This is a genomic window from Actinacidiphila glaucinigra (assembly GCF_035918135.1).
Lineage (GTDB): Bacteria > Actinomycetota > Actinomycetes > Streptomycetales > Streptomycetaceae > Actinacidiphila > Actinacidiphila glaucinigra.
Map to the genome: position 1 here is coordinate 6,648,106 of NZ_CP109144.1, position 12,972 is coordinate 6,661,077.

Here is a 12,972-nt window from a genome sequence, read left to right on the forward strand (position 1 = left end):
GCGGGGACCGGGGGCGCGTGGTGCCCCCGGTCGACCTGGGGGGTGCCGCGCTACTCCGCGACGGGGAAGCCCTGCTTCTTCATGTCGGCGACCGTTGTCGACTGCACCGTGCCCAGCGCCGGGCCGAAGCCCGCCTTGTCCTGCGCCGCCTTGCCGAAGGCGTCCTTGAACGCGCTGTAGGCGACGTTCACGTTCGGGCCCCACGCGCCCGGGGCGGTGGTCTTCGCGATCTCGGCGGCCTTGGTGTAGAAGTCCGGCTGGTTGGCGAAGAACTCCGGCGCCTGGGCGAGCGCGTCCCCGGTCTGGGCGGCCGTCGCCGCCGGGTAGATGCCGCCGTTCTTCACCATGGCCGCCACGGCCTCCGGGTCGGTGTTGAGCCAGGTCGCGAACTTCACCGCCGCGTCCTTGTGCTTCGAGTCGTTGGAGACGCCGGTCGTGGAACCGCCCCAGCTGCCCGTGACGTGGTCACCCGCGGTCCACTGCGGCAGCGGCGCCATGGCCCACTTGCCCTTGGTGTCGGGGGCCGCGGTCGTCAGCACGCCCGGCGCCCACACGGCGCTCACCCAGGCGATCTGGGTGCCGGTGTTGAGCGCCTTGTTCCACGCGGGGGTGTACATCGGCTGGTTGTCGATGGCGCCCTCCTCGACCAGGCCGCCCCAGAAGTCGGCGACCTTGGTGGAGGCGGCGTCGTCGATGGCGACGTTCCACTTGTCCCCGCCGGTCGTCCACCACTTCGCGCCCGCCTGCTGGGACAGGCCCGCGAACAGGCCGGGGTCGGTGGCGGAGAAGGTGGTCAGCGCCTTCTTCGGGTCCTTCTTCTTCAGGGCGCGGGCGGTGGCGGCGAACTCGTCCCACGTCGTGGGCACGCTCAGGCCGTACTTCGTGAACAGGTCCTGGCGGTAGTAGAACATCAGCGGCCCGGTGTCCTGCGGGATCGCGTACACCGCGTCGGAGCCGAGGGTCACCTGCTGCCACACGCCCTCGGCGAAGTCCTTCTTCGTGTCGCCCGCCTGCCCGGATATGTCGGCCAGGACGTCGTTGCTCACCAGAGTGGGGAGTGCCTGGAACTCGGCCTGCACCAGGTCGGGCGCCTTGTGCGCCTTCGAGGCCGTGATGATCTTGGTGACGAGGTCGTCGCCGGACGCCTGCTTCTTCACCGTGACCGTGATGCCGGCCTCCTTGCCGGGGCCGGCGTTCCAGATCGCCGCGACCTTGTCCAGGCCGGGGGCCCAGGCCCAGTACGTGAGGCCGACAGGGCCCGACCCGGCCCTGTCCTCGCTGTCTCCACCCGCTCCGCCGTCGTCCGGCGAACCGCAGCCGGCCAGCAGCGTGGTGGAGAGCGCGGCCGCGGCGAATGCGGCGACGAGGCGCTTGTTCATGGGTTCCTCCCCTGACGAGGGTGCGCGGGGGCGCTGTGAGCGTTCACAGTAGAGAAACATCTCCGACACTTGTCAATGCCTGTGGCCCTGCGGTTACCTTGGCCGAGCCGCCTCTCAGGAGGCTGTGCACGTTCCCAGAGTTGACCCAGGAGATCCCATGGCGCGCCTTGCCTACGGCGGCGACTACAACCCCGAGCAGTGGCCCGAGGAGGTCTGGCAGGAGGACGTCCGGCTGATGCGCGAGGCCGGTGTGACCATGGTCAGCGTCGGCATCTTCGCCTGGTCGAAGCTGGAGCCCGAGCCCGGCCGCTACGACTTCGGCTGGCTCGACCGGCTGCTGGACCTGCTGCACGAGCACGGCATCCGCGCCGACCTCGGCACCCCCACCGTCGTACCGCCCGCCTGGTTCTACGCCGCCCACCCCGAGGCGCTCCCGGTCAGCCGCGAGGGCGTCCGCTACGGATTCGGCTCGCGCGGCGCCATCTGCCACAGCTCCGCCGCCTACCGCGCGGCCGCCGCCCGGATCACCGAGCGGCTGGCCGAGCGCTACGGCCGCCACCCCGCCCTCGCCCTGTGGCACGTCCACAACGAGTACGGCGTACCGGTCGGCGCCTGCTACTGCGAGGCGTCCGCGGAGGAGTTCCGGCAGTGGCTGCGGGCCCGCCACGGCACCCTTGACGCCCTCAACGCGGCCTGGGGCACGGCCTTCTGGGGCCAGGCGTACGGCGACTGGGCGCACGTCGACGCCCCGCGGCTGACCCCCACCGTCGCCAACCCGGCCCAGCAGCTCGACTACGCCCGCTTCACGGACGAGACCGTCCGCGGCAACTTCACCGCCGAACGCGACATCCTGCACCGGCTGTCACCCGGTGTTCCGGTCACCACCAACTTCATGACCGCGCTCAGCCAGTGCGACTCCATGGACTACTGGGCCTGGGGCCGCGAGGTCGACCTCGTCACCAACGACCACTACCTGATCACCGACGGCCGCCGCACCCACGTCAACCTGGCCATGGCCGCCGACCTGACCCGCTCCGTCGCCGGCGGCGCCCCCTGGCTGCTGCTGGAGCACTCCACCAGCGGCGTCAACTGGCAGCGCCGCAACCCCGCCAAGGCCCCCGGCCAGATGGCCCGCAACAGCCTCGCGCACGTGGCCCGCGGCTCGGAGGGCGCCCTGTTCTTCCAGTGGCGGCAGTCCCGCTACGGCGCCGAGAAGTTCCACTCGGCGATGCTGCCGCACGCCGGCACCGACAGCCGCGTCTGGCGCGAGGTCGTCGGGCTGGGCGCCGACATCGCCGCCCTCGCCGAGGTCGCCGGCACCCGGACCGTCGCGGACGCCGCCGTGCTGTGGGACTGGCAGTCCTGGTGGGCGCAGAAGCTCGAGTGGCGGCCCAGCCAGGACCATGACGCGCGCGAACGCGCGGACAGCTGGTACGAGGCCCTGTTCGACCGCCATCTGACCGTCGACTTCGCCCGCCCGGAAGCCGACCTGTCGGCCTATCCCCTTGTCGTCGTCCCCGCCCTCTACCTCACCACCGAGGCCGCCGGACGGAACCTGCGGGCCTACGTCGAGGGCGGCGGCACGCTGCTGGTCTCCTACTTCTCGGGCGTCGTCGACGAGCACGACACCGTCCACCCGGGCCCCGTGCCCGGCGCGCTGCGGGACGTGCTCGGGCTGACGGTCGAGGAGTTCGCGCCCCTGCTCGACGGCGAACGGGTCCGGCTCGACGGCCCCGAGGCCCCCGCGCTCACCGGCGACCTGTGGACGGAGGTCGTCGTGCCGCGCGGCGCCGAACCGGTGTGGACCTACGCCGACGGCCCCGCCGCAGGCCGCCCCGCCGTCACCCGGCACGCCCTGGGGGCCGGCACGGCCTGGTACGTCTCCACCCGGCTCGGCCCCGCGGAACTCGGCGCGGTCCTGGCCGCCGCCGCGGAGGACGCGGGCCTGCCGGACCGGGCCGAACTGCCGCATGACGTCGAGGTCGTCCGCCGAGCCGGGGAGCAGGGCACATACCTCTTCGTGATCAACCACAGCGGGGCCGAGGTGAAGGTGCCGCTCGACGTGCCGGGCACGGAACTGCTCACCGGGGAGCGGGCCATCGGCCGGCTCAGCGTGCCGCCGGGCGCGGTCCGGGTGCTCCGGGAGGAGTCCTGAGCGGGCGGATCAGAGGCGGCGGGTCGCCAGCGTGAGGCGGTCGCGCGCGTCGAAGAGGGCGTCCTTGATCAGCTGCTCGTGGGCCGGGGTCAGCCGGGCCACCGGCACCGAGCAGCTGATCGCGTCACGGGCGGGCGTGCGGTAGGGGACGGCCACGCCGAAGCAGCGCAGGCCGAGCGTGTTCTCCTCGCGGTCCACGGCGTAGCCCTGCTCGCGGATCTGGTGCAGCTCGGCGATCAGCTTCTCGCGGTCGGTGTGGGTGTGCTCGGTGAGCGGCTCCAGCGTCTCCGGCAGCAGCTTGCGGACCTGCTCGTCGGTGTACGTGGCGAGCAGCGCCTTGCCGAGCGAGGTGGAGTGGGCCGGCAGCCGGCGGCCGACGCGGGTGAACGGCCGCAGGTAGTGCGAGGACTGACGGGTCGCCAGGTAGACGACGCTGGTGCCGTCGAGGCGGGCGAGGTGGATGGTCTCGCTGGTGTCGTCCGAGAGCCGGTCCAGGGTCGGGCGGGCCGCGGCCACGACCTCGTCACCGTCGATGTACGAGGTGCCGACCAGCAGGGCGCGCACGCCGATGCCGTAGCGGGTGCCGGTGGCGTCGGTCTCGATCCAGCCCAGTTCCACGAGCGTGCGCAGCAGCATGTACAGGCTGGACTTGGGGTAGCCGACGGCCTCCTGCACGGCGGCCAGGCTGTGCATGCCGGGCTGCCCGGCGAAGAACTCCAGCAGCTCCACCGTCCGCACCGCGGATTTGACCTGCGCCCCGCCCTCACCTGCAGCCATCTCGGAGGACCCCTCTTGTTCGGCCGGGACCCGCGCAAGTAGGCTCCCGAACAGATTCACAGTTGCGGATGCTGTTCAGCATATCGAACGAAAGGCCTGGAGGTACCCGCGGTGGCCGTACCAGTGTGGAGCGTCGATCCCCGAACCGGGAAGCAGCGGGAGCAGGTCGCCGTCGAAGCCACCGCCGAGGAGGTCGACGCCGCGGTACGCGCCGCCGCCGCGGCCTTCCCGGCGCTCGCCGACCGCGAGGTGCGGGCCCGGCTGCTGCGCACCGCGGCGGACTTCCTCGAGGGGGCCGGCCCCCGCATCCTGGAGGCCGCCGACGCGGAGACCGCCCTCGGCCCCGCCCGCCTCACCGGCGAACTCGGGCGCACCACCTACCAGCTGAGGGCCTTCGCCGAGATCGTCGAGGAGGGCGCCTTCCTCGACGTCATCATCGACCACGCCGACGCGACGCTCGCCCCGCCCCGGCCCGACCTGAGGCGCTACAAGATCCCGCTCGGCGTCGTGGCCGTGTACTCCGCCAGCAACTTCCCGCTCGCGTTCTCCGTGCCGGGCGGCGACACCGCCAGCGCGCTCGCGGCGGGCTGCCCCGTCGTGGTCAAGGCCCACCCCGACCACCCGGCGACGAGCGAGCTGTGCGCGGACGCGCTGCGCCGGGCCGCCGTGGAGGTCGGGTTGCCCGCCGACGTCGTCTCGGTGGTCCACGGCTTCCAGGCCGGCATCGACCTCATCAAGCACCCGCTGGTCTCCGCCGCCGGGTTCACCGGCTCCGTACGGGGCGGGCGCGCCCTCTTCGACGCGGCGGCGGCACGACCCGTGCCGATCCCGTTCCACGGCGAACTCGGCAGCCTCAACCCGGTCGTCATCACGGAGGCCGCGGCCGAGGAGCGCGCCGAGCAGATCGGCGCGGGGCTCGCCGGGTCCGTGACGCTCGGCGTCGGCCAGTTCTGCGTCAAGCCCGGCCTCGTACTGGCCCCTGCGGGGGAGGCGGGCGACCGCCTCCTCAAGTCCCTGGCGGCCGCGGTGGGCGACGTCGCCCCCGGCACCCTGCTCGACGCCCGCATGCGGGACAACTTCATCGCGGGCGTGCGCGAACTGACCACGCTGCCCGAGGTGGAGGCGCCGGTCGAGCCCGGCGACGGCGGCGAGCACCTGGTGCGCGCCGGCTTCGTCTCCGTCCCGGCCGCCCGGCTCGCGGAGGACGGCGAGCACGACGCGCTGCTGGAGGAGCACTTCGGGCCCGTCACGGTCGTCGCGCGGTACGGCACCGCGGAGGAGGTCGAGGGGGTGCTCGGACGGCTCCCCGGGAACCTCACGGCGACGGCGCACCTGAGCGAGGCCGAGGCGTCCGGCGGCGACGGCTCCGGCGCGGAACTGCTGCGCCGGCTCACCCCGCTGGCGGGGCGCGTCGTGGTGAACGGCTGGCCCACGGGCGTCGCGGTGGCCCCGGCCATGCACCACGGGGGGCCGTACCCGGCCACGACCTCGACGTCCACGTCGGTCGGCGGTACGGCGATCGAGCGGTGGCTGCGGCCCGTCGTCTACCAGGACGCGCCGGAGGGGTTGCTGCCGGCGGAGCTGCGCGATGGCAACCCGTTGGGGTTGCCGCGGCGGTACGACGGGCGGCGCGAAGCCTGAGGCTTGGGCCTCCTGCGCCGGGTGGGGTGTTGTGTGCGGCCGGTTGTCGTGTGCGGGTGTGTTGCGCCTGCGGGCCGGGTGCCCCGGGCTGCCTGGTTGTTGTGTGCGGGTTGTTTGCGCCTGCGGGCCGGGTGCCCCGCGCTGCCTGGTTGTCGTGTGCGGGTTGGTTGCGCCTGCGGCGGGCGGTTCTCCCGCCCGCCCCCCCCGATTGCCCGGCGCGGTCAGTGACCGCCTCGCGCGTGCGTGGTGGGCCGGGGGCGGGGCCTCCGGGGCTGCACGTCCTGGACTGGGTTATTTACGTGCATGGCGGGCGGTCCAAGCCCGAGCCCCGGATGCCGCACACAAATATCCCGCAGCGTCCAGAACATCCACCCCTACGACCCCACCCCCTCCGTATGACGGGGCGACTGACGGCCGGAGGGGGGTGAGGCGGTCCGGGGTTGCCGCACGCGTTTACCGAACGCCCACGGCCGTCTGACCCTCCATGGGGGGGGCATTTTCCAGCGGTAGCTGGGGGCGGTGGCTGAGGGCCGCGTCGGCTTCGCGTGATGATCATGGGGTGGATCTGGCCGGAAGGTCTTTCGGGGTGCTCGGGCCGATGCCGGCGGTAGGGCGCGCCCTGCTGAGCGGCCCGTTGCCGTGTGCGTGTTCCCGCCCTTTTCGGCCTTCGGCCAGGGGCTGAACCTGGTTGCGGGTCGGCCGCCCGCCGGAGGTCAGGGTCGTCCCCCACATCGGCGCTCGACGTGATCTGCCGCCTGGCGGCCTTCGGCGTCGCCGTGACATAGGCAAAGCCCTGGAGCGCCGGTGGGTGAGGTGCGTAAGCCGTCCCGTGGGAGGTGCCCCGGCCACGGGTGCGTGCACCCCTGCTCGGCCCGCGGCCAGAGGACCCCTGCTGGGGGCAGCTCCCAACCGTGCGGGTAGGGGCGGCCCCCATCACCCCCCTCCGGCCGTTGGGCGCCCAGCGATACGGAGGGGGTGGGGTCGGAGGGGTGGGCGTTCTGGACGCTGACGTGTATTTGTTGTGCGGCACAGACGGCCACGACAAGTACCGCCCGCCATGCACATAAATATGCGGTACAGAATGCCCAGCCCCGGAGGCCCCGCCCCCGGCCCACCACGCACGCGCGCAGGCCCGCACCAACCGCGCCGGGCAATCGGGCGGGAGGGCGGGGAAACCCCCAACCGCAACCACAACGCACCCGCACACGACAACGCGCCGCGAGGGGCACCGCACACGGAACGGCCCCCCCCGGGAGGGTTACCGCACTGCGGAGAAGTCGCGCGCCCCGATGAACTCGGGCCGCCGCACGGGCGCCGCGAACGGCTCGAGGGCCGCGTTCTCCACGCTGTTGAAGACGATGAAGACGTTGCTGCGCGGGTACGGCGTGATGTTGTCCCCCGAGCCGTGCATGCAGTTGCAGTCGAACCAGACCGCGGACCCGGGCTGCCCGGTGAAGAGCCGGATCCCGTGCCGGCCCGCCAGTTCCGTGAGGGCCGTGTGGGAAGGCGTGCCCGCGTCCTGCATCTGGAGGGACTTCTTGTAGTTGTCCTCCGGCGTCGCGCCCGCGCAGCCCAGGAACGTCCGGTGCGAGCCCGGCATGATCATCAGGCCGCCGTTGGTGTCGTGGTTCTCGGTCAGCGCGATGGAGACCGAGACCGCGCGCATGCGGGGCAGCCCGTCCTCGGCGTGCCAGGTCTCGAAGTCGGAGTGCCAGTAGAAGCCGGAGGCGCCGAAGCCCGGCTTGACGTTGATCCGGCTCTGGTGGACGTAGACGTCGGAGCCGAGGATCTGCCGGGCGCGGCCGACGACGCGGGGGTCGCGGACCAGTTCGGCGAAGACCGGGCTGATCTTGTGGACCTCGAAGACCGAGCGGATGTCCTGGGACTTCGCCTCCACGATGGACCGCTCGTCCGCGCGCACGGCCGGGTCGGCGCACAGCCGCTCCAGCTCGGCGTGGTAGCGGGCCACGTCCTCGGGACCGATGAGCGCGTCGACGGGCAGGAACCCGTCGCGGTCGAAGTCGCCGAGTTCGGACGGCCGGAGCGGGCCGGTCGTGCCGGGTCCGCCCCAGACGACCGGGTCCTGGCGCGGGGTCAGCACCTCGGCGGTGCCTCGGGTGGGGTAGAGGTCGGTCGTCGTCGCGGTGGTCATCGCTGGTCACGCTCCCTCGGTGAGCAGGGGGTAGACGCCGTTCTCGTCGTGCACCTCGCGCCCGGTGACGGGCGGGTTGAAGACGCAGACGAAGCGCAGGTCGGTCTCGGGGCGCATGGTGTGCCGTTCGTGGCCGTCGAGCAGGTAGAGCGTGCCGGGGGAGATCCGGTGCCTCTCGCCGGTCTCGTCGTCGGTCAGCTCGCCCTCGCCCTCGACGCACAGCACCGCCTCGACGTGGTTGGCGTACCACATGGAGGTCTCGGTCCCCGCGTACATCACGGTCTCGTGCAGTGAGAAGCCCACGCGGTCGTCGGCGAGGATGATGCGCTTGCTGCGCCAGGTGCCGGTCTCGGCGGTGACATCGCGGTCGGTGCCCTCGATGTCCTTCAGGGATCGCACGATCACGGTGGGACGGTTCCTTTCGTCAGGCGGTCTCGCGGACGGAGCGGGCGAGGGTGCGCAGCCCCTCGTCGAGCTCTTCGGGGGTGATGGTCAGGGCGGGCAGCAGTTTGACGACCTCGCCGCGGGGGCCGGAGGTCTCCAGCAGCAGGCCCAGTTCGAAGGCGCGGGCGCAGACCCGGGAGGCCCGGCCGGGGTCGGTGAACTCCAGGCCCCACACCAGGCCGCGGCCCCGGTATTGGGCGCCGGAGCGCGGATGCTCGGCGCAGATCTCGCGCAGGACGGCCTCGGCCTGTTCGCCGCGCTTGAGGGTCTGCTTCTCCATGCTCCCGCCGTCCGCCCAGTAGGTGTCGAGGGCGGCGGTGGCGGTGACGAAGGCGGGGTTGTGGCCGCGGAAGGTGCCGTTGTGCTCGCCCGGCTCCCAGATGTCCAGTTCGGGGCGGAAGAGGGTCAGCGACATCGGCATGCCGTAGCCGCCGATCGACTTGGAGAGGGTCACGATGTCCGGCACGATGCCCGCCTCCTCGAAGGAGAAGAACGGGCCGGTGCGGCCGCAGCCCATCTGGATGTCGTCGACGATCAGCAGCATGTCGCGGCGCCGGCACAGGTCGGCCAGGCCGCGCAGCCACTCGGGGCGGGCGACGTTGATGCCGCCCTCGCCCTGGACCGTCTCGACGATCACGGCGGCGGGCTGGTTGAGGCCGGAGCCCTGGTCCTCCAGCAGCCGCTCGAACCACAGGAAGTCCGGGACACGGCCGTCGAGGTAGTTGTCGAAGGGCATCGGGGTGCCGTGCACCAGGGGGACGCCGGCGCCGGCCCGCTTCATCGAGTTGCCGGTGACGGCGAGCGCGCCCAGCGACATGCCGTGGAAGGCGTTGGTGAAGGACACCACGGACTCGCGGCCCTTGACCTTGCGGGCCAGCTTCAGCGCCGCCTCGACGGCGTTGGTGCCGGTCGGTCCCGGGAACATCACCTTGTGGTCCATGCCGCGCGGGCGCAGGACGACGTCCTGGAAGCGTTCCAGGAAGGCGCGCTTGGCGGTGGTGCTCATGTCCAGGCTGTGCGTGATGCCGTCGCGCTCCAGGTAGTCGAGCAGGGCGCGTTTGAGCACGGGGTTGTTGTGCCCGTAGTTGAGGGCGCCGGCGCCGGAGAAGAAGTCGAGGTAATCGTGGCCGTCCTCGTCGAAGATGCGGCTGCCCTGCGCGCGGTCGAAGAGGGCGGGCCAGCCGCGGCAGTAGCTGCGGACCTCGGACTCGAGGGTCTCGAAGACGGACATGGCGGGCGGGGTGATGGTCACCGTGCATTCCTTCTGTGGGGGAGGAGGAGTCGGGCGGGGACGGCCGGGTCAGACGAGGGGCCCGATGCGGTACAGGACTTCGGGTCGGTGGTCGTCGGGGAACAGCGCCGTGTCGAAGAGCACCCCGCGCTCGGTCCGCGCTCCGTGGCGGGCGGCGAAGGACGTGAACAGGCGGTGCGAGGCCTCGTTGTCCGGGGTGATCGTGGTCTCGACCTCGCGGACGCCGGACGCGGCGGCCCGTTGTGCGAGGTCGTCGAGCATCGTGGCCGCGAGCCCCCGGCCGCGGTGCGCCTCGTCCACGGCGACCTGCCAGACGACGAGGGTGCGGGGGCGCTCGGGGCGGACGTAGCCGGTCACGAAGCCGATCGGTTCGCCGTGCGCCGTACGCGCCACCACGGAGGTGCCGGCGAAGTCCCGGCACCACAGGAGATAGCTGTACGGGGAGTTCAGGTCCAGGGTCCGTGAATCACGGGCAATGCGCCACAGTGCGGCGCCGTCCTCGATTCCCGGGGTGTCGAGCAGCAATTCCCTAGCGACGGTCATGCGGAGACAACGTAGCGGGCGGAATTCCGAATTGCATGCCGCGCGGCTCTTGTCGCGGGTGGATGCCGCTGATATCAGGCGCGCGGAGGCCGCCAGGATGGGATCGTTTACCTGTATATTTCGGGGCAGATGGGTGGTGTTGTGGGCTCGGTCACATCCTCGAAATCATCACGGGGTGTCGATGAAATCTTGGCGTTTGAAGCCGTGATCCCGGGGCAGGAGTGGAATGCGGAATGCCTTCCCCGATACCCCGGATAATTACTCTGAATTTCCCTGCCGTCAATCCGGTGTGGAATTCGGCATGCCGAAAGCGCAAGGGCCGTCCCAGCCGTTCGCGACGGCTGGGACGGCCCTGGGGACTGCGGGACGGTCAGACCTGCCAGGCGGCCTCGGCCGCCGCCACGGCCGGCTCGGGGTCCGCCTCCAGGGCGCCGGCCAGCGTGCGCAGCGTACGGACGACCACGGCAGGGTCGGCGTCCCCGCCGTAGTGGTTGACGCGGATCATCTCCTTGGCCAGTGCCCCGCCGCCGGCGACCAGCGGGAGTCCCGGCTCCAGGGCCAGGGCGCGGGCGACCAGCCCGTCGGCGGCGACGCCGTCCAGGGTGCGCAGCGTCGTCGCGACCGGCGCGGCGTCCTCGTCCCGGTACACGTACGGCTCGACGGCGGCCAGCGCCGCCGCACCGGCCCGGGTCGCCGCCGCGGCGGCGCGGTGCCGGGCGATCACCGTGCCGAGCCCGGCCTCCTCGATCCGCTCCAGGCAGGCCTCCAGCGCCAGCATCTCCAACTGCGCGGGAGCGTGCGGCAGTGCCCTGCGCCCGGCGTCGAGCCAGCGCTCCTTCCAGTCCAGCAACGACAGGTACGAACGGCGCGGAGCCGCCGGGTTGTCCGCCAGACGCCGCCACGCGCGCTCGCTCACCGACACCGCCGACACCCCGGCGGGCCCGCCCATCGCCTTCTGGGCGCCGATCACGCACAGGTCCACGCCCCACGCGTCCACCAGCAGCGGCTCGGCCGCCACCGAGGCGACCGCGTCGACCATGAACAGCGCGCCGTGCGCCCGGACCACCTCGCCGATCTCCGCCACCGGGTTGGTGTTGCCGGTGGCGGCCTCCGCGTGCACCAGCGACACGAAGTCGATCTCCGGGTGGCCGGACAGCGCCCGCTCGACATCCTGCGCGTTCACGGCGGCGTGGAAGGGCACCTCCAGGTCGACCACGGTGGCGCCCGCGTCCCGCAGCCAGTTGCCGAAGGTCTGGCCGTACGGCCCGGTCACCACGTTCAGCGCCGTCGAACCCGGTCGCGCCCCGCCGCGGATGCAGCCCTCCAGTGGCAGCAGGGCCTCGCCCTGCGTGATCACGACGTCCTGCTCCGTGTGCAGCAGCGCGGCGACTCTCCGCTCGATCGCGGCGAAGCGCTCGGCGGTCAGCGGGGGCAGGTCGAGCAGGGGGTGGGACACGGTGGCGCCGCTTCCTTCGTCGAGGGGGTGTACGGCCCGAGGGTATCCGGCGGCTCGTAGAGTGCTGACATGGCTGTTCGCGAGGCGTCGCAGGCGCTCCACATCAAGGGCCGCATCCTGGCCGGGCCGCAGGACGTCCGGGACGAGCTCTGGGTGGTCGGCGGGCGCGTCACCTACGAGCGCCCCGCCGGCCTCCGCGACCTCACCACCGTCGAGGGCTGGGTCCTGCCCGGGCTGGTCGACGCCCACTGCCACGTCGGCCTCGACCAGCACGGCCCCGTCGACCCGGGCACCTCCGAGAAACAGGCGCTCACCGACCGGGACACGGGCACCCTGCTGCTCCGCGACGCGGGTTCGCCCTCCGACACACGCTGGATCGACGACCGCGAGGACCTGCCGCGGATCATCCGGGCCGGCCGGCACATCGCCCGTACCCGCCGCTACATCCGCAACTACGCCTGGGAGGTCGAGCCCGAGGACCTGGTCGCCCACGTCCGCCGGGAGGCCCGGCGCGGGGACGGCTGGGTCAAGCTGGTCGGCGACTGGATCGACCGCGACGCCGGCGACCTCACCGCCTGCTGGCCGCGCGGCGCCGTCGAGGCCGCCATCGCCGCCGCCCACGAGGAGGGCGCCCGCGTCACCGCGCACTGCTTCGCCGAGGACGCCCTGCGGGACCTCGTCGAGGCGGGCATCGACTGCGTCGAGCACGCCACCGGGCTCACCGAGGACACCATCCCGCTCTTCGCCGAGCACGGGGTGGCCATCGTCCCCACCCTGGTCAACATCGCGACCTTCCCGGACCTCGCGGACGGCGGCCAGGCCAGGTTCCCGCGCTGGGCGGACCACATGCGCCGGCTCCACGCCCGCCGCTACGACACCGTCCGCGCGGCCCACGACGCCGGCATCCGGATCTTCACCGGCACCGACGCCGGCGGCTCCCTCGCCCACGGGCTCGTCGCCGCGGAGGTCGCCGAACTGGTCACCGCCGGCCTGCCCGCCCTCGACGCGCTCTCCGCCGCCACCTGGTCGGCGCGCGAGTGGCTCGGCCGCGACGGCCTCACCGAAGGGGCCTCCGCCGACCTGGTCGTCTACCCGGAGGACCCCCGGGCCGACGTCCGCGTCCTGACCGCGCCCCGGCGCATCGTGCTGCGCGGCCGCGTGGTGGGGTGAGGC

The 12,972-nt window shown here is 72.6% G+C and carries 10 protein-coding genes; 3 read left to right on the forward strand and 7 right to left on the reverse strand.

The features are described 5' to 3' along the window. Positions 1-50: 50 nt before the first annotated feature. Positions 51-1,379 (reverse strand): ABC transporter substrate-binding protein, encoded by a 1,329-nt coding sequence (locus OIE69_RS29920; protein ID WP_326577058.1) that lies wholly within the window; start codon positions 1,377-1,379, stop codon positions 51-53. Between the two features lie 157 nt (positions 1,380-1,536). Between OIE69_RS29920 and OIE69_RS29925 the strand changes: the two genes are divergently transcribed. Then, a complete protein-coding gene (locus tag OIE69_RS29925) occupies positions 1,537-3,534 on the forward strand; it encodes a beta-galactosidase (protein ID WP_326577060.1) in 1,998 nt (665 codons plus the stop codon). A 9-nt stretch (positions 3,535-3,543) separates the two neighbouring features. Here the strand turns inward: OIE69_RS29925 and OIE69_RS29930 are convergent, their stop codons facing one another. Next, on the reverse strand, positions 3,544-4,311 hold the full coding sequence (locus OIE69_RS29930; RefSeq protein WP_089222062.1) for an IclR family transcriptional regulator: 768 nt from the start codon (positions 4,309-4,311) through the stop codon (positions 3,544-3,546). Positions 4,312-4,422: 111 nt separating this feature from the next. Here OIE69_RS29930 and OIE69_RS29935 point away from each other — a divergent pair, with 111 nt between their 5' ends. Next, positions 4,423-5,952 (forward strand): aldehyde dehydrogenase (NADP(+)), encoded by a 1,530-nt coding sequence (locus OIE69_RS29935; RefSeq protein ID WP_326577063.1) that lies wholly within the window; start codon positions 4,423-4,425, stop codon positions 5,950-5,952. Between the two features lie 1,258 nt (positions 5,953-7,210). Here the strand turns inward: OIE69_RS29935 and thpD are convergent. The 5 genes from thpD to OIE69_RS29960 form a co-directional block, all read right to left on the reverse strand. Next, the gene (gene thpD / locus OIE69_RS29940; RefSeq protein ID WP_326577064.1) at positions 7,211-8,104 is read right to left on the reverse strand and encodes an ectoine hydroxylase; all 894 of its coding nucleotides are present in this window, start codon (positions 8,102-8,104) and stop codon (positions 7,211-7,213) included. Between the two features lie 6 nt (positions 8,105-8,110). Next, a complete protein-coding gene (locus tag OIE69_RS29945) occupies positions 8,111-8,509 on the reverse strand; it encodes an ectoine synthase (protein ID WP_326577065.1) in 399 nt (132 codons plus the stop codon). Between the two features lie 19 nt (positions 8,510-8,528). After that, a complete protein-coding gene (gene ectB / locus OIE69_RS29950; RefSeq protein ID WP_326577067.1) occupies positions 8,529-9,800 on the reverse strand; it encodes a diaminobutyrate--2-oxoglutarate transaminase in 1,272 nt (423 codons plus the stop codon). A 48-nt stretch (positions 9,801-9,848) separates the two neighbouring features. Next, positions 9,849-10,343 (reverse strand): diaminobutyrate acetyltransferase, encoded by a 495-nt coding sequence (ectA, locus tag OIE69_RS29955; RefSeq protein WP_326577069.1) that lies wholly within the window; start codon positions 10,341-10,343, stop codon positions 9,849-9,851. A gap of 370 nt (positions 10,344-10,713) precedes the next feature. Further along, positions 10,714-11,799 (reverse strand): pyridoxal-phosphate-dependent aminotransferase family protein, encoded by a 1,086-nt coding sequence (locus OIE69_RS29960; protein WP_326577071.1) that lies wholly within the window; start codon positions 11,797-11,799, stop codon positions 10,714-10,716. A gap of 69 nt (positions 11,800-11,868) precedes the next feature. Between OIE69_RS29960 and OIE69_RS29965 the strand changes: the two genes are divergently transcribed. Beyond that, on the forward strand, positions 11,869-12,969 hold the full coding sequence (locus OIE69_RS29965) for an amidohydrolase family protein (protein WP_326577073.1): 1,101 nt from the start codon (positions 11,869-11,871) through the stop codon (positions 12,967-12,969). The last annotated feature ends 3 nt before the right edge of the window (positions 12,970-12,972 follow it).